Source organism: Nocardia sp. NPDC056000 (assembly GCF_042269265.1).
Lineage (GTDB): Bacteria > Actinomycetota > Actinomycetes > Mycobacteriales > Mycobacteriaceae > Nocardia.
Genome location: NZ_JBHJXS010000002.1, coordinates 806,105 through 823,398 on the forward strand (window position 1 = coordinate 806,105; position 17,294 = coordinate 823,398).

Here is a 17,294-nt window from a genome sequence, read left to right on the forward strand (position 1 = left end):
GCTTCGACAACAACACATCTCGGGTCCTCCTACAGTGCGCTTGCGCTCGGCCTTCGAGCGCCTGGTCTTCACCCGGAGCACCCCGCCGCTGCTGGAGGGTTGCCGATCAGCGAGCCGGGGCTTGGCGCTGATGCTCTTGACCTTGGCGCAGATTCTAACGGGGCGGCGCAATAGCCTCGGCGACGGGGAGGGCGCAGCTGCGAATGAACTCGTTGTAGGCGGCCATCACATTGGTGATGAGGTCGCGGGCCGACGCGGGGGTGGAGCAGTCCGGGAAATTCGAGTCCGCGTCGAATTCGCATTCCATGCCCACGCGCACGATGCCGTGCCAGGTGGTCGAAATGAGCCGCACCGGCATGGAATTGGGGTCCAGGCGCAGGCGTTCGGCCAGCACCGTGGTCATGGACAGGGTTTTGGTGTCGGCGGCGGCCAGGCTCTCGGCGCGGACGGTGGCATTGCTCAGTGAGATGCGCTGCATCTGCTGGAACCAGCGGAAGGGCGCGGGATTATCGCCCTCGATGACCTGCTCGACGGTGGCCCGGAAGGCGTTGAGCAGGGCTTGCAGTTCATTGCCGGTGATCGGCTGCGCGCGCAGTTGCTCGGCCAGGGCCTTGCCCATGTCCTCGACCGGGGCGATGACGATCGCCTCTTTGCTGTCGAAGTAGCGGTTGATGGTGCGCGGTGAGACATCGGCCTCATCGGCGATCTGTTCCACGGTGGTCGCGTCGAACCCCTGCGTATCGCAGAGCCGCAGTGCCACATCGATGATCCGCGTCCGGGTCTGCTGCTTCTTGCGCTCGCGCAGGCCCGGGCGATGCCGCTCCAGGGTGTGCTGCTGCTGCGGGGAATCAGCGATCGTCGACGACTCGGCCATGCCCTCATTGTATAGCCGTCCGGCGTGATTGTGACGTTAACGGTCAACTGTCTGATTGCGACACTTTTCTCTTGACGCCAAATGTCGCCCGGTGCCACGATGGAGCGAGCTGTTCGAACCACTCCCGAGGAGACGGCATGACCACTGGGACCGCGATCGACGCGCCCAACGAAACATCAAGTCAGGCAGGCGCTTCCAAGCGCTGGCTGGCGCTGGGCGTGATCGCCATGGCCCAGCTGATGGTGGTGCTGGACGCGACCATCGTCACCATCTCCCTGCCCTTCGCCCAGCAGGACCTGGGCATCAGCGATGGCAACCGGCAGTGGGTGCTCACCGCGTACACCCTGATCTTCGGCGGCCTGCTGCTGCTCGGCGGCCGGCTCGCGGATTACCTCGGCCGCCGCCGCATCTTCCTGATCGGCCTGATCGGCTTCGCCGCGGCCTCCGCGCTGGCCGGTCTGGCGCAGAACACCGCGGAGCTGTTCGCGGGACGCGGTTTGCAGGGCGCGTTCGGCGCGCTGCTGGCCCCGGCGGCGCTGTCGCTGGTGTCGGTGACCTTCACCGAAGCCAAGGAGCGTGCGCGCGCGTTCGGCGTGTTCGCGGGCGTGTCGGCGGGTGGCGCGGCCATCGGCCTGATCGTCGGCGGTGCGCTCACCGAATACGCCAGCTGGCGCTGGTGCCTGCTGGTGAACACCCCCATCGCGCTGCTGGCGTTCGCCGGCGCCATCGCGTTCGTCATCAAGGACGTCCCGGCCCCGCGCACCGGCGGGTACGACCTGCCCGGCGCGATCACCGCGACGCTCGGCCTGGTCTCGGTGGTCTACGGTTTCAGCCGCGCGGCCGATGACGGCTGGGGCGCGGCCAGCACCCTGTCGCTGCTGGGCGTGGGTGTGGCGCTGCTGATCGCATTCGTCGCCATCGAGCGTCGTACCGCGAATCCGCTGCTGCCGCTTCGTATTCCGGGTGAGATCAATCGCGGCGGGTCGTTCCTGGTCGCGCTCATCACCCCGATCGCCATGTTCGCCATGTTCCTGAACCTGAGCTTCTACCTGCAGATCACCCTCGGGTACTCCGCGCTCAAGGCGGGTGCGGCGTTCCTGCCCTTCCCGCTCGGCATCGTCATCTCGGCCGGTATCGCCAGCGCGGTGCTGCCGAAGCTCGGGCCGCGGCCGGTGATGCTGGTCGGTGCGCTGTTCGGGACCGCCGGGCTGCTGTACCTCGCGCAGCTCGAGCTCGGCGACAGCTATGCCACGCATGTGCTGCCCGCGATCCTGTTGATCGCGCTCGGTATGGGCGGATTGTTCGTGGCCATGCAGACCACCGCGCTGCATCAGGTCGACGACAAGGATTCCGGTGTGGCCTCGGCGCTGCTGAACGCGGCGCAGCAGGTCGGTGGTTCCATCGGCACCGCGCTGTTGATGACGCTGTCGGTGCAGGCGACCGAACGGTATGCCCGCAATCACCCGACCATCGACAATGTGGTGGCGCGCGCCTCGATCCACGGTTACGACATCGCGTTCTACGCGGGCGCGGGCTTCTTCCTGCTGACCATTCCGATCATCGCGTTCATGATTCGGGATAAGCCGGAGAATCTGCTCGAAGGTTCCGAGCACGTGCACGTCGGAGTCTGATCCGCACGAATTCGCACCCCCGTCGAGCTATGCGCGGCGGGGGTGTTTCGTGCCCTGGATCACGCCATTGCTACCTGTGAGTAACTCGGATGGGGTCCCGCACAGCGGGGGCTGCCCGCGCGGTGAGGTCGGCACCAGCAGTACGCTCGTCTTGTTTGGCGCGCACCGCGCGGACCTGGTACCAGAGGTCCCGAGGAAAACGCCGGGCATATACGTTGTTTGTTGAACAGCCGGGGTTCCCGCTCACAAGCGTGCTCACCTGGCCGTGCAATGGGAGCACCACCTTCCTAGGAGGACACGAAGTCCAATGTCCAAGATTAAGGTTGAAGGGACCGTCGTCGAACTCGATGGCGACGAGATGACCCGGATCATCTGGCAGTTCATCAAGGACAAGCTGATCAACCCGTACCTCGATGTGAACCTCGAGTACTACGACCTCGGCATCGAATACCGCGACAAGACCGATGATCAGGTCACCGTCGACGCGGCGAACGCCATCAAGAAGCACGGCGTCGGCGTCAAGTGCGCGACCATCACTCCGGACGAGGCCCGGGTGAAGGAATTCGATCTCAAGAAGATGTGGCGGTCGCCGAACGGCACCATCCGCAATATCTTGGGCGGCACCATTTTCCGCGCGCCGATCATCATCTCGAATGTGCCGCGTCTGGTTCCGGGTTGGACCAAGCCGATCATCATCGGCCGTCATGCCTTCGGTGATCAGTACCGCGCCACCGATTTCAAGGTGCATCAGGCGGGCACGGTCACCCTGACCTTCACGCCGGAGGACGGCTCCGAGCCGATCCAGCACGAGGTCGTGCGCATGCCGGAAGACGGCGGCGTGATCATGGGCATGTACAACTTCCAGGAGTCCATCCGCGATTTCGCGCGTGCCTCGCTGAATTACGGCCTGCAGCAGAACTACCCGGTGTACCTCTCCACGAAGAACACCATTCTCAAGGCCTACGACGGCATGTTCAAGGACACCTTCGAAGAGGTGTACCAGACCGAATTCAAGAAGGAATTCGACGCCGCCGGCCTGACCTACGAGCACCGCCTCATCGATGACATGGTCGCCTCCGCGCTCAAGTGGGAGGGCGGCTACGTCTGGGCCTGCAAGAACTACGACGGCGACGTCCAGTCCGACACCGTCGCACAGGGTTTCGGCTCGCTCGGCCTGATGACCTCGGTGCTGCTCACCCCGGACGGCCGCACCTGTGAGGCCGAGGCCGCGCACGGCACGGTCACCCGGCACTACCGCCAGTACCAGCAGGGCAAGCCCACCTCCACCAACCCAATCGCCTCGATCTTCGCGTGGACCCGTGGCCTGGCGCATCGCGGCAAGCTGGACAACACCCCCGAGGTGATCGGCTTCGCGCAGACCCTCGAAGAGGTGGTCATCAAGACCGTCGAAGACGGCCAGATGACCAAGGACCTCGCCCTGCTCGTGGGCGGCGACCAGGGTTACCTCACCACCGAGGAATTCCTCGGCGTGCTCGACGCCAACCTGGCGCGCACACTGCGTTGATCAACTCTCGGGCTCTCAGGGGTTCCCCCTGAAACCCCAGGAGCACAGGGCCGCAAGCTGGTTTCCCTCCGAAACCGCCGGGCCCGAGGGGCGTCTCGACGTCCCGGACGCGCTCATGCGTCCGAATCGCGCTGATGCAACGTGAACAGCGCCGCAGCGGCGAACCGATGGCGGCCGGGACCGATCGTCCCGGCCGAGCCCATCCCTTCGCCCCCTACGCATTCCGGGCACCTGTCCCGCCATTCGGCGGCGCGGGTGCCCGAACTGTTTTCCGGGACTTTCTCCCGACCACTCCTTTTGGGGTCATGAAACTCTCATGAATGGCGGGGGAGGATGGGCCGGTTGGCGGGCGAGTAGGAGTTGTGGTGGGTATCGGGAACGATTTGCGGCGGGTGGTGCGCGGGCGGGTGCTCGTGGCGGGGGACGAGGGGTTCGACGGGGCTCGGACGCCGTGGAATGTGGCTGTGGAGCAGCGGGTTTCGGCGGTGGTCGAGGTCGCGGACGCCGCGGATGTGGCGGCAGTGGTGGAGTACGCGGCCAAGGTCGGGGTGGCGGTCACTGTGCAGGGGACGGGGCACGGGGCCTCGGCGGCGGCGGATGGGACGGTGCTGGTGAAGACCGGCGGACTCGCCGATATCGCGGTCGATGCCGGGGCTCGGACGGCTCGGGTGGGGGCCGGGGTGCGGTGGGGTGCGCTGTCGGAGCGGACCGCGCCGTACGGGCTGGCGGGTGCGGTGGGAAGCTCGCCGGTGGTGGGCATTACCGGGTACACGCTCGGGGGCGGGCTCGGATGGTTCGCGCGCAGTAGGGGATTCGCGGCGAACGCGGTGCGCGCGGCGGAGGTGGTGCTGGCGGACGGCACCCGGATGCGGGTGACCGCCGAATCGGATCCGGAGCTGTTCTGGGCGCTGCGCGGTGGCGGTGGGGACTTCGCGGTGGTGACGGGGCTGGAGTTCGAGCTCTTCGAGACCGGGCCGCTGTACGGCGGGCGCATGCTGTGGGATGCCGAGCGGGCAGCGGAGGTGTTCGCGGCATTTCGCGAGGCGACGGCGGAAGCCGATGAGCGACTGAGCATCTGGGTGACGCTGGTGCGCTTCCCGCCCTTCCCCCAGGTGCCCGAACCGCTGCGGGGCCGGATCATGATCGCGGTGGATGTTGTTGGTGCGGAAGGGATTACCGGACCACTACACCGATTCGAGGCGATTCCCGGTGTGGTGCTGGACAATCGGCGACCCCTGGAGGTGACCGAGCTGGGCGGTATCTGCATGGAGCCGACCGCGCCGAGTCCGGCCCGGGTGCGCGCCGAACTGCTCACCGATTTCTCCCCGCATGTCACCGATGTGCTGCTCGGCACGGCCATGGCGGGTGCGGCGGACGCGCCCGGCCCGGAACGCTCGATCGCGCCGCTCGCACTCGTGCAGGTCCGCCAGCTGGGTGGTGCGCTGTATCGCCCGCGTGCCGATGCGGGTGCCGCCGGTGGGATTCGCGAACCGTATCTGCTGTCCATGCTCGGCCCGGCCCCGACGCCCGACCATGCGGCCGCGGTCGCCGAACGGCAGCGGTCGATCACCGCGGCGCTGCATTCGCACGTCTCGGGTCGTAAGCCGCTGACATATCTGGACGCGGGTGATTCGGTGGCGCAGGTCTTTTCCCCGGACACCCTGACCCGCCTGCGGTCGATCAAGCGCCGCTACAACGAGCAGGGCACCGTGCGGAGCAGCTTCCCCTTCGCGATCTGACCCCCGATATTCCGCCTCGGGGGTGGGTGAGGGGAGTCACCGTGAAATGGGGATGGGGTATGCCCCGCCCGGTGTTGCGCAATTTCATGGCGAATTCTGTACCCGGCGTGGACGCGACCGTCGAGGCCCCTGAACTGGTGGACTCGGTGGTAGCCGAACGGCGCTGGCCGGTGGCGGCGATACTGGCGCTGGCGCTGGGCGGATTCGGTATCGGCACCACCGAATTCGTGACCATGGGTTTGCTCCCCAATATCGCGGACGATATGAGCGTCTCGGAACCCACTGCGGGACATATTGTTTCGGCGTACGCGCTGGGCGTGGTGGTGGGCGCGCCGGTGATCGCGGCCATGGCGGCGCGGGTCGGCCGCAAGAAGTTGCTGATCGCGCTGATGGTGGCGTTCAGCGTGGGTAACGCGGCGAGCGTGATCGCGCCGACCTTCGCGACGCTGACCGCGGCGCGCTTCATCTCCGGTCTGCCGCACGGTGCGTATTTCGGTGTCGCCTCGCTGGCGGCGGCCTCGCTGGCTCCGGTGGGTCAGCGGGCCAAGGCGGTTGCCGCGGTTATGCTGGGATTGAGCGCCGCCAATGTCGTCGGCGTTCCCGCAGCCACCTGGCTGGGCCAGCATCTGGGCTGGCGGGACGCCTTCGTGGTGGTGACGATTATCGGATTGGCCACCATCGCGGCCATTTTCAAGTTCGTGCCGGAGTTGCACGGAATTCGCCTCACCGATCCCCGCACCGAGCTCGGCGCGCTACGCCGCTCGCAGGTACTGCTGACCCTGGTGGTCGGCGCGGTCGGCTTCGGCGGCATGTTCGCCGTCTACACCTACATCACCACCACCCTCACCGATGTCGCCGGAATGCAGGTGGGCTTCGTCCCGATCGTGCTGATGCTCTTCGGCCTCGGCATGGTGGCGGGCAATATCCTCGGCGGCATCCTCGCCGACCGCGGCGTGGACCGCTCGATCTTCCTGGCCCTGCTGTCGATGGTCGTCATCCTCGCGGCCTTCGTCGCCGCCGCCCACAATCCGTTCACCGCCGCCATCGGAGCCTTCTTCATCGGCGCATCGGGCGCGGCCCTGGGCCCGGGCCTGCAGACCCGCCTGATGGACGTCGCCCACGATGCCCAAACCCTCGCCGCCGCACTGAATCACGCGGCCCTGAATATCGCCAATGCCGCGGGCGCGTGGCTCGGTGGCCTGGTCATCGCCGCGGGTCTCGGCTATACCGCCCCCGCCGTGGTGGGCGCGGGGCTCGCGGTGCTGGGCACGCTGCTGTTCACCGCGACGGTCGCGATCGCGCGCCGGTCCGGATCCGGGGCCGCCGCAATCGGGCAGTGAACATACACGGATGTATGTAAGTGTAATATCCGTCGTATGACCAGGTCCGATGTCTCGAAGCCGCCGCGCCGCACGCAGGAGCAGCGGAGCACCGAGACGCGGGTGCGGTTGCTGGACGCCACCATCGAATGCCTCGTCGAATTCGGTTATGCCGGAACCACGACGCCGCGGGTGGCCGAGCGGGCGGGCGTGACCCGGGGTGCGCAGGTGCATCATTTCGGGTCGAAGACCGATCTGGTGGTGGCGGCCATCAGTCATCTGGCGCAGCGCCGGACCGAGGCCGCCATGCAGGAGATCGGGCGGGTCCGGGCGGGCGGGGATCCGCTGGGTACGGCGCTCGAGTTCATGTGGGAGCTGCATCAGGGCCCGCTGTTCATCGCCGCCATCGAATTGTGGGTGGCCAGCCGCACCGATCCGGTGCTGGCGGTGGAGATGGAGAAGGTCGAGCCGTACGTCAACAACGCGGTGCTGCTCGCGGTGGCGCAGCTGGTGCCGAATGAGATGCACCGCAAGAGTGTTCGCGATTTCGCGTACACGGCCATGGACACCCTGCGCGGGATCCTGGTCACCAACTTCATCTCCCCGGATCCGGCGCGCGCTCACCGGCGCTGGCTGCGCGCGTCGGCGCAGCTGAATCTGGTGGCCAAGGCGCTCATGCCCGACCTGTATATCGCCGACTGATCCAGCCGGATTCGGCGGCTTTTCACCATCTCACCTGTATGTTCCGCGCCATGCGTGTGAACTGGTGATCTTGTGCGCACATCTGTCGATTCGCCACACCCCCTTGCCTACTTACATACAGCTTTGTATGTTTGTTTCTAACCGGCCCGATGGCGGGCGGCCTGATGTGAGGAGTTCGATGGCGAACAAGGTCTACGTCGTCGGCGTCGGCATGACGAAGTTCGAGAAGCCGGGGCGACGCAAGAACGAGGACGGCAGCAGCTGGGACTACCCGGATATGGCTCGCGAGTCCGGCACCAAGGCGCTGGCGGACGCGGGCATCGACTACCGGGAGATCGAACAGGCGTACGTCGGGTACGTGTACGGCGAATCCACCTCGGGCCAGCGCGCGGTCTACGAACTCGGCATGACCGGCATCCCGGTGGTGAACGTCAACAACAACTGCTCCACCGGTTCCACCGCGCTCTACCTTGCCGCACAGGCGATTCGGGGCGGGCTCGCGGAGTGCACGCTGGCGCTGGGCTTCGAGAAGATGCAGCCGGGTTCGCTGGGCTCCAGCTATGACGACCGCGAACAGCCCATGGCCAAGCATGTGATGGCGCTCGCGGAGATCTCCGAGGTGCTGTTCCCGGTGGCCCCGTGGATGTTCGGCGCGGCCGGTCGCGAGCATATGGAGAAGTACGGCACCACGCTCGAGCACTTCGCCAAGATCGGCTACAAGAACCACAAGCATTCGGTGAACAACCCGTACGCGCAGTTCCAGGAGGAGTACTCACTCGAGGACATCCTGAACTCGCGGATGATCTACAACCCGCTCACCAAACTGCAGTGCTCGCCCACCTCGGACGGTTCCGGCGCGGCCATCCTGGCCAGTGAGGAATTCGTGGAGCGGCACGATCTGGCGGCGCAGGCGGTGGAGATCGTCGGGCAGACCATGACCACCGATTTCCAGTCCACCTTCGACGGCAGCGCCAAGAACCTCATCGGCTACGACATGAATGTGCAAGCGGCCGAGAAGGTTTACGCGCAGGCGGGCCTGGGCCCCGAGGACTTCCAGGTCATCGAACTGCACGACTGCTTCTCCGCCAATGAACTGCTGCTGTACGAGGCCCTGGGCCTGGCCAAGGAGGGCGAGGCCGGTCAGCTCATCGACGCGGGCCAGACCACCTACGGCGGCAAGTGGGTGGTGAACCCGTCCGGCGGGCTCATCTCCAAGGGACATCCTTTGGGCGCAACGGGTTTGGCGCAGTGCAGTGAGCTCACCTGGCAGCTGCGCGGCACCGCCGACAAGCGGCAGGTGGACAACGTCACCGCCGCGCTCCAGCACAACATCGGCCTGGGCGGCGCGGCGGTCATCACCGCCTACCAGCGCGCCGACCGCTGAATCACGCAGTACCCGAACAGCTTTCATCACAAGACTCGACGAGGAGCACCTCTCATGGGACATATCGAAGCCAGCAAGGACCTGACCGCCTCCCCGGACGCCCTGTGGGCCGTCGTCTCCGATCCGCAGACCTGGGACAAGTGGTTCTCCATTCACGAGCGCTGGCTGGAGGAGCCCCCGGCCGTGCTGGCCCCCGGCTCCAAACTGGTCGCCAAGATCCTCATGCTGGGCATGGCGAACAAGATCGAATGGGTGGTGGAGAGTGTCGACACCCCGAATCGCCTGGTACTCAGCGGAACCGGCATGGCGGGTGTGAAGGTGCAGTTCGCCTTCGACATCACCCCCGAGGGCACCGGCAGCAAGTTCTCCGTCTCCGGTGACTTCGAGGGCGCGCTCATCAAGGGCGCACTCGGCAAGGCGGTCGAGAAGGACGGCCTGAACCAGCTCGACAAGACGCTGACCGCGCTCGACGCGCTGGCGACGGCGGCCTGAGATGTCGGGCAGCGCAGTCGAATTCAACGCATCCGGGCTCAATGTCTGGAGCGATGAGGAACCCTTCGAGGTCACCGGCGAGCGCATCGCCGAATACGCGGCCGCCACCAACGATCCCATCGAAGCGCACCTCAAAGGCGCTGTCGCACCGCCGATCTTCGGCATCGTCCCGGTCTTCGAGGCCATGATGATGCCGGTGCTCGAGGTGGTGCCGATGGACATCTTCGGCCGGGTCGTGCACGGCGAGCAGGATTTCCACTTCCACCGGCCGATCCGCCCCGGCGATCAGCTGGTATCGCGGGCCAAGGCCATCGGCTACGAGGGGAAGGACAATGGCTCGACCATCACCATCCTCATCGAATGCCGGGCGCAGGACGGTGAACTCGTCAATGAGCAGTATCTGACGGCGTTCTTCCGCAATGTGAACGCGGGCCCCAAGGTCGGCGACGGCGCGCCCTCGCACCGTTTCGACGCGGCGCTGGCCGCACAGCCCGCGCTGTTCACCGTGCCCGCGCACGTGGATCTGGATCAGACGTACCGGTATTCGCCCGCCTCGGGCGATCCGGTGCCGCTGCACCTGGACGAGCAGGTCGCCAAGGACGCGGGCCTGCCCGGCATCATCGCGCACGGCCTGTGCACCATGGCCATGTCCTCCTGGGCGGTGCTCACCGAGACGGCGGGCTCCGATGTCGGCCGCCTGCGCCGCTTCGCGGTGCGCTTCTCCAAGATGGTCTTCCCCGGTGACGACCTGGAGACCCGCATCTGGCGCAAGAGCGCCGAGAACGGGGAAACCACCTACGCCTTCGAAACCGGCCGCGGTGCAGACCTGGTATTGACCGACGGCCTCGCCGTCATCGCCGACTGAGTTCGGGCACAAGACTTTTCGAATCCGTAAGGGAGCAGGACATGGGAGCACTGGAAGGACGGGTCGCCGTCATCACCGGCGCGGGCCGCGGTATCGGCCGCGAGCACGCGCTGCTGTTCGCGCGGGAGGGCGCGGCCGTCGTGGTGAACGATCTGGGCGGCAGCAATTCCGGTGAGGGCGCGGACGCCGGGCCCGCGCAGGAGGTGGTGAACGAGATCGTCGCCGCAGGGGGGCGCGCGATCGCGAACACCAGTAGTGTGGCGGACTGGGCGGGTGCGAAAGAGCTTGTTGAGCAAGCCATCTCGGAATTCGGGCGGCTCGACGTGGTGGTCAACAACGCGGGCATCCTGCGCGACGCCTTCATCGCGGGTATGGATGAGTCGCAGTGGGATTCGGTGGTCGCGGTGCACCTGAAGGGGCATGCGGCGGTACTGCATCACGCCGCCGCGTACTGGAAGGATCAGTCCAAGGCGGGCAATCAGCCCAATGCCGCGGTCATCAATACCGCCTCGGCCTCGGGCACCACGGTGCCCAATGCCGGACAGGCCAATTACGGTGCGGCCAAGGCCGGTATCGCCGCGCTCACCCTGGTGGCCGCCGATGAGCTGGCCCGCTACGGCGTGCGCGTGAATGCCATTGCGCCCATTGCCCGTACGCGGCTCACCCTGGCCACCCCGGGTATGGGCGCGATGATGGCCGCCGAGGCCGAGGCCGTGGAGGAGGGCGATTTCGACGCCTTCAGCCCCGCCAATATCTCCCCGCTGGTGGCATACCTGGCCACCGAGAAATGCCCGATCAACGGCAAGGTGTTCGCCGTACAGGGCGGTGCGATCTCCGAACTCGCGGGCTGGCATGACGTGAAGACCATCGAAACCGAAGGGCCGTGGCTGGTCGACGATATCGCCGCCCGCCTGCCCTGAGACCAATTGGAGAACAACGATGTTCGAATGGTCGGAGACCGATGAACTGATCCGCTCGGCGGTACGCGGTTTCATCGACAAGGAGATCCGCCCGCAGCTGGACGGTCTGGACAGCGGTGAAGTGTCGCCGTACCCGATCATCCGGAAACTGTTCAGCGAGTTCGGAATCGACGTGCTGGGTGCGGAGTCGATCGAGAAACTGCTCGCCAAGCAGCGTAAGCGGGAGGAAGCGCTCGCCGCGGGAGAACCGCTGCCCGAGAAGAAGGAACGCAAGTCCGGCGACGGCGGCCCGTTCTCCGGGCAGGAATCGATGATGGCGGTGCTGATCGCCGAACTCTCCGGCGTCTGCATGGGTTTGGTCACCGCCATGGGTGTCAGCATCGGTCTCGGCGCGACCACCATCATGTCGCGCGGCACGCTCGCTCAGAAGGAACGCTGGCTCGGCGATATCGTGACCATGAAAAAGGTTGCGGCATGGGCGATCACGGAACCGGATTCGGGCTCGGACGCCTTCGGGGGTATGAAGACCTACGTCCGGCGTGACGGTGAGGACTACATCCTCAACGGCCAGAAGACCTTCATCACCAATGGCCCGTTCGCCGATGTGGTGGTCGTCTACGCCAAGCTCGACGAGGGCGACGGTGCGGACAAACGCGATCGCAAGGTGCTGACCTTCGTACTCGACAAGGGTATGGAGGGTTTCGCGCAAGGCAAGCCGTTCAAGAAGATGGGCCTGCACGCCTCGCCGACCGGTGAGCTCTTCTTCGACAATGTGCGGCTGTCCAAGGATCGCCTGCTCGGCGAGACCGAGGAGCACAAGGGCGGTGACGGACGCGACAGCGCCCGAACGAGTTTCACCGCCGAGCGCGTCGGCGTCGCCTTCATGGCGCTGGGCATCGTGAACGAATGCCACCGGCTCTGTTTGGATTACGCGAAGAACCGCAAGCTGTGGGGCCAGGAGATCGGCCGCTTCCAGCTGGTGCAGTTGAAGCTGGCGAAGATGGAGATCGCCCGCATCAATATCCAGAACATGGTGTTCAGCGTGCTGGAACGCGGTCGCGCGGGTAAGCAGCCCTCGCTCGCGGAGGCCTCGGCCATGAAGCTGTACTGCTCGGAGACCGCCACCGAGGTCGCCATGGAGGCGGTGCAGCTCTTCGGCGGCAACGGCTACATGTCCGAGTATCACGTGGAGCAACTGGCGCGCGATGCCAAGTCGCTCATGATCTACGCGGGCAGCAATGAAATCCAGGTCACCCATGTGGCGAAGGGACTGCTCGGGCGATGACCGGCTCCGATCACAGCGTGGTGATCGAGGCCGCGCGGGAGTACGCCGGGGTGCGGACGCGGGAACTGTCGGTCGCGGGGACGGGACCGACAGTTGTTCTCCTGCACGGATATTGCGATAGCGCCGACACCTGGCGCGGTGTGCTGACCCGGCTGGCCGCGGCCGGGCGGCGCGCCGTTGCCGTGGATCTGCCCGGCTTCGGCCTGGCCGATGCGCGGCGGCCCGGAGCGCTGACGCCGCAGTTCGACGTCTTCGCCGACGCGCTCGTCGCGACGCACGGACCCGTTGTGCTGGTGGGCAATTCGCTGGGAGCCGCCACCGCGCTGCATGCGGCGGCGCGCGATCGGGAGGGGCGCGTGCGCGGGCTCGTCACCCTGGACGAACCGCTGCTGGCGCGCCATCTCCCCGCGCGGGTGGTGCGGCTCGGTGAGTTCCGGCGGCTGTTCGACCTGGCCGGTCGGCTGCCGGTGCCGGATCGCCTGGTGCACTGGACGGTTCGACAGGGGGTGCAGCGGTTCGTCTACGGCCCGGGATATCGGGCCGATCCCGCATTCGTCGCCACCGCGCTGCGGTCGGTGCCGAATATGGCGGCGGCGGCCGAACGCGGGCGGGACGCCGTCCGATACGCCCGTGAACACCCGGGCGGGCACGGTGCTCGCACCGTTTCCTGTCCGGTGGCGGTGGTGCACGGCGCGAAGGATCGCATCATCCCGGTGCGGGCGAGCCGCGAACTGCACGCCCTGCTGCCGGGCAGTGAGCTCACGGTGCTGCCGAAAGCCGGGCACTGCCCACAGCTGGACGAGCCGGACAACGTGACCGCACTCGTGCTCGGCATTCTTGCCCGCGCGGACGGGCATCGGGAGCACGCTGGATGACATATCCCCGCTCCGGCATCGAGGAGACGAAATGACGCTGGCAACAGTGATTTCCGGCAAAGTAGTGGTCATCACCGGCGGCGCGCGCGGTATCGGTTTCGCGACCGCCCGCCGCCTGCGCGACCTCGGCGCGCAGGTCGCCATCGGCGATGTCGACGAGGCCAAGGTCAAGGAGTCCGGCGCGGACCTCGGGCTGGAGGTGTACGGGAAACTCGACGTCACCGATCCGGACGGATTCTCCGCCTTCCTCGATGAGGTGGAGCGGCGGCTGGGACCGGTCGACGTGCTGGTCAACAATGCCGGGATCATGCCGGCCGGGGCCTTCGATCAGGAGCCGGAGCGGGTCACCCGGCGCATTCTGGATATCAATGTCTACGGGGTGGCGGTCGGCAGCAAACTGGCGGCGCAGCGAATGTTGCCGCGCGGCAGGGGAACCGTCATCAATATCGCCTCGCTGGCGGGGGAGGCGACCACGCCCGGGCTGGCCACCTACTGCGCGAGCAAGGCGGCGGTGCTGGCGCTCACCGATACGCTGCGGCTCGAATATCACGAGTCCGGGGTGAATTTCTGTTCGGTGCTGCCGACCTTCACCAATACCGAACTCATCGCGGGCACCCAGGGGGCCAAGGGCCTCAAGAACGCCGAACCGGGGGATATCGCCGAGGCGGTCGCCAAACTCATCGCGCAACCGCGGCGGCGGGTGGCGGTCACCCGGCTCGCCGGACTGCTGGTGGCCTCGCAGCACTACATGCCGCGCCGGGCCAGTGAGGCGCTGGGCCGGGCGTTCGGCCTGGAGCACGTCTTCCTCGACGAGGTGGATCAGGACGCGCGCCGCGCCTATGAACAGCGCGCCCGCGGACTCGACTGAATCACGCTCGGCGGAAACGGTTCATCACCGGGCGCACCGGATCAATGAGCACCGCGCCATCGGCGCGAACAATCGAATCAGCACGGCCATGCCCTGAGATCAGCACGGCCAGGTCATGAATGGAGCACCGTTGACCGAGCAGCCCAACAGTCTGTGCGCGGCATTTCAAGCCACCGCCGCACGATATCCGGATCAGGTGGCGCTGCGGGGTCCCGACGGGACGCCGAGCTACACCTGGGCCGAATACGCCGACCGGGTGCGCAAGCTGGCGACCGGACTGACCGCCCTCGGCGTGCGGGCCGGGGACACGGTGGCGATCATGCTCACCAATGTGCCGGAATTCCATCTGGCCGATACGGCAGTGCTGCACACCGGTGCGACGCCGTTCTCCATCTACAACACCTTTACGGCGGAACAGGTTTCGCATCTGTTCGGCAATGCGGGCAACAGGGTGGTGGTGACCGAGACCCAGTTCGTGGACAAGCTGCGGGCCGCGAATATCGACGGGCGGGTGGAGCATTTCATCTGTGTCGACGGGCCGGTCGAGGGTGGGTACACGCTCGACGAGGTGGCCGGGCTGTCCGCGCCCGACTTCGATTTCGACGCGGCTTGGCGTGCGGTACAGGCGGATTCGCTGCTGACGCTGGTCTACACTTCCGGCACCACCGGTCCGCCCAAGGGCGTCGAGTTGACGCACGCCAATATGCTGGCCGAATTCTCGGCCGTGGACGGGGTTTTCGAGGTGCGGCCGCAGGATCGGGTGATCTCGTATCTGCCCGACGCGCACCTGGCCAATCGCGCTTTCGGGCATTACAACAACCTCATCGAGGGGGTGCAGGTCACCGCGGTGGCCGATCCGAAACAGCTGGTCGCCGCGCTCGCGGAGGTGCGGCCGACGCTGTTCCTGGCGGTGCCCGCCATTTGGTACAAGCTCAAGGCCGGTATCGAAAATATTGTGGCGCAGGAGAGTTCGGTCAAGCGCGCAGTGGTCGGCTGGGCCATCGGCGTGGGAACCGAAGTGGCGCGGCGCAATTCGGATCGGCGGCCGATCCCGATCGCACTGAGCTGGCAGCACGCGGCGGCGGAGCGGCTCGTGCTGAGCACGCTGCGCGCGAAGATGGGCTTGGATCAGGTGCGCGCCGCCATCACCGGGGCCTCGCCCATCGCGCCCGATGCCATGGCTTTCATTCTGGGACTGGGCATTCCGGTGTACGAGGGCTGGGGGATGACCGAGACCTCGGCCGCCGCCACCCTGAACCGGCCCGGCGGCATTCGAATCGGCACCGTCGGGACGGCGCTGCCCGGGACCGAGGTCACCGTCGCCGAGGACGGGGAACTGCTGGTGCGCGGACCGCTCATCATGCGCGGGTACCGGCATGATCCGGAGCAGACCGCCGCGGCCATCGACGCCGACGGCTGGATGCACACCGGCGATATCGGGACCATCGACGCGGACGGCTATATCCGCATCGTCGATCGCAAGAAGGAACTCATCATCAACGCGGCGGGCAAGAATATGTCGCCGTCGAATATCGAAGGGGCGGTGAAGGTCAGCTGTGCGCTGGTGGGTGCGGCCATCGCCATCGGTGACAATCGCAAGTTCGTGACCGCGCTGTTCACCCTCGATGCGGATGCCTGTGCCGCCTATGCCGCACAGCACGGGCTGCCCGACGCGTCGCCCGCGGTGCTCGCCGCCGATCCGGGTGTGCTTGCGGTCGTCGAAGCGGGAGTCTGCGCCGCCAATGAGCGGCTCGCGCGGGTCGAGCAGATCAAGAAGTACACGGTGCTGCCGGTGACCTGGGAGCCGGGCGGTGATGAGCTGACCCCGAAGATGTCGCTCAAGCGCAAGCCGATCGCCGCGAAGTACGCCGCCGAGATCGAGGCGCTGTACGAGTGATTCCGGCCGTACGGTGTGCCAAAAGATAACTGACGGTCGGTTCGTGCGACTATCGCGGCATGACATCGCTGTCGGATCTGCTCCCCGAAGACGCGATCGAACTGGATGTGCCCGCCGAGGACTGGCGTTCGGCCATTGCCGCCGCCGGTAGCCTGCTGACCGCCACGGGCGTGGCCACGGCCGACTACACCGACGAGATGATCCGCAATGTCGAGGACAACGGGCCGTACATCGTCATCGCGCCCGGGTTCGCGTTCGCGCACGCCCGGCCCTCACCGGCGGTGCAGCGCACCGGAATGTCGTGGGTGCGATTGCGCGAGCCGGTCGCGTTCGGGAGCCCGAACGATCCGGTGGATCTGGTGGTCGCGCTGGCGGCCACCGACTCCGGGGTGCATACCGATGCCATGGCCGCGCTGGCGCGGTTGCTGCTGGAGGCGGGTGCGGATGAACGCCTGCGCGCGGTCGCGACACCGGGTGAACTGCGGGCGCTGATCGCGGGGGAGGATGCGGCGGAAGGGACCATGCCGTCCGTCGCGGCCACCCCCGTCGCGGAGCCTGAGCCCGAGCCGGTCACTGAAACCGGTACGGCGGCAACGGCTTCCGGAGCGTCGCGTAGCAGCGGCCCGGTCACCATCCTCACCGTGTGCGGGAACGGCGTCGGCACCAGCCTGTTCCTCAAGAGCACCCTGGAGAAGGTGCTGACCCGCTGGAAATGGTCGCCGTACGTGAATGTCGAAGCCACCGACACCATTTCGGCCAAGGGCAAGGCGAGCGAGGCGGTCGCCATCCTCACCTCGGGGGAGATCGCGAAAACACTGGGGGATGTCGGTATTCCGGTGGAGGTCGTGGAGAACTTCACCAGCACAGCCGAAGTCGACCGCAGGCTGCGCGAACTCTTCGACGTGTAGGAAGGCGAGC

General features: G+C 66.7%; 15 protein-coding genes and 1 riboswitch. Of the genes, 14 read left to right on the forward strand and 1 reads right to left on the reverse strand.

Annotated features, from left to right (window positions below; all coding sequences use genetic code 11):
* Nucleotides 1-31: 31 nt before the first annotated feature.
* Nucleotides 32-142: riboswitch (SAM riboswitch) on the reverse strand.
* A 12-nt stretch (nt 143-154) separates the two neighbouring features.
* A complete protein-coding gene (locus tag ACFC4D_RS08295) occupies nt 155-874 on the reverse strand; it encodes a helix-turn-helix domain-containing protein (protein ID WP_364646036.1) in 720 nt (239 codons plus the stop codon).
* Nucleotides 875-1,011: 137 nt separating this feature from the next.
* Between ACFC4D_RS08295 and ACFC4D_RS08300 the strand changes: the two genes are divergently transcribed.
* From ACFC4D_RS08300 to ACFC4D_RS08365, 14 genes are all read left to right on the forward strand, one after another.
* Entirely contained in the window at nt 1,012-2,505 is a 1,494-nt protein-coding gene (locus ACFC4D_RS08300; RefSeq protein WP_364646039.1) for an MFS transporter, read from the forward strand.
* Nucleotides 2,506-2,812: 307 nt separating this feature from the next.
* Nucleotides 2,813-4,030: an NADP-dependent isocitrate dehydrogenase gene (locus ACFC4D_RS08305; protein ID WP_364646042.1), complete on the forward strand. Its 1,218-nt coding sequence runs from the start codon at nt 2,813-2,815 to the stop codon at nt 4,028-4,030.
* Nucleotides 4,031-4,395: 365 nt separating this feature from the next.
* Nucleotides 4,396-5,769, forward strand: a complete 1,374-nt coding sequence (locus ACFC4D_RS08310) for an FAD-binding oxidoreductase (protein WP_376062215.1) — start codon at nt 4,396-4,398, stop codon at nt 5,767-5,769.
* Nucleotides 5,770-5,855: 86 nt separating this feature from the next.
* Entirely contained in the window at nt 5,856-7,109 is a 1,254-nt protein-coding gene (locus tag ACFC4D_RS08315) for an MFS transporter (protein ID WP_376062264.1), read from the forward strand.
* A gap of 36 nt (nt 7,110-7,145) precedes the next feature.
* Nucleotides 7,146-7,790, forward strand: a complete 645-nt coding sequence (locus tag ACFC4D_RS08320; RefSeq protein ID WP_376062216.1) for a TetR/AcrR family transcriptional regulator — start codon at nt 7,146-7,148, stop codon at nt 7,788-7,790.
* Between the two features lie 178 nt (nt 7,791-7,968).
* Complete coding sequence (locus tag ACFC4D_RS08325) at nt 7,969-9,174, forward strand: lipid-transfer protein (RefSeq protein ID WP_375963389.1); 1,206 nt, start codon at nt 7,969-7,971, stop codon at nt 9,172-9,174.
* A 54-nt stretch (nt 9,175-9,228) separates the two neighbouring features.
* Complete coding sequence (locus ACFC4D_RS08330; RefSeq protein ID WP_364646054.1) at nt 9,229-9,666, forward strand: SRPBCC family protein; 438 nt, start codon at nt 9,229-9,231, stop codon at nt 9,664-9,666.
* 1 nt (nt 9,667) lies between these two features.
* Entirely contained in the window at nt 9,668-10,531 is an 864-nt protein-coding gene (locus ACFC4D_RS08335) for a MaoC/PaaZ C-terminal domain-containing protein (RefSeq protein ID WP_375963393.1), read from the forward strand.
* Nucleotides 10,532-10,572: 41 nt separating this feature from the next.
* On the forward strand, nt 10,573-11,451 hold the full coding sequence (locus ACFC4D_RS08340; protein WP_376062217.1) for an SDR family oxidoreductase: 879 nt from the start codon (nt 10,573-10,575) through the stop codon (nt 11,449-11,451).
* Nucleotides 11,452-11,470: 19 nt separating this feature from the next.
* A complete protein-coding gene (locus ACFC4D_RS08345; protein WP_376062218.1) occupies nt 11,471-12,736 on the forward strand; it encodes an acyl-CoA dehydrogenase family protein in 1,266 nt (421 codons plus the stop codon).
* A complete protein-coding gene (locus tag ACFC4D_RS08350; protein WP_376062219.1) occupies nt 12,733-13,611 on the forward strand; it encodes an alpha/beta fold hydrolase in 879 nt (292 codons plus the stop codon). The genes ACFC4D_RS08345 and ACFC4D_RS08350 overlap by 4 nt, the downstream gene beginning before the upstream one ends.
* 31 nt (nt 13,612-13,642) lie before the next feature.
* Entirely contained in the window at nt 13,643-14,479 is an 837-nt protein-coding gene (locus ACFC4D_RS08355; protein ID WP_375963404.1) for an SDR family oxidoreductase, read from the forward strand.
* 115 nt (nt 14,480-14,594) lie between these two features.
* The gene (locus tag ACFC4D_RS08360) at nt 14,595-16,376 is read left to right on the forward strand and encodes an AMP-dependent synthetase/ligase (protein ID WP_376062220.1); all 1,782 of its coding nucleotides are present in this window, start codon (nt 14,595-14,597) and stop codon (nt 16,374-16,376) included.
* Nucleotides 16,377-16,435: 59 nt separating this feature from the next.
* A complete protein-coding gene (locus tag ACFC4D_RS08365; protein ID WP_376062221.1) occupies nt 16,436-17,284 on the forward strand; it encodes a PTS sugar transporter subunit IIA in 849 nt (282 codons plus the stop codon).
* Nucleotides 17,285-17,294: the final 10 nt, after the last annotated feature.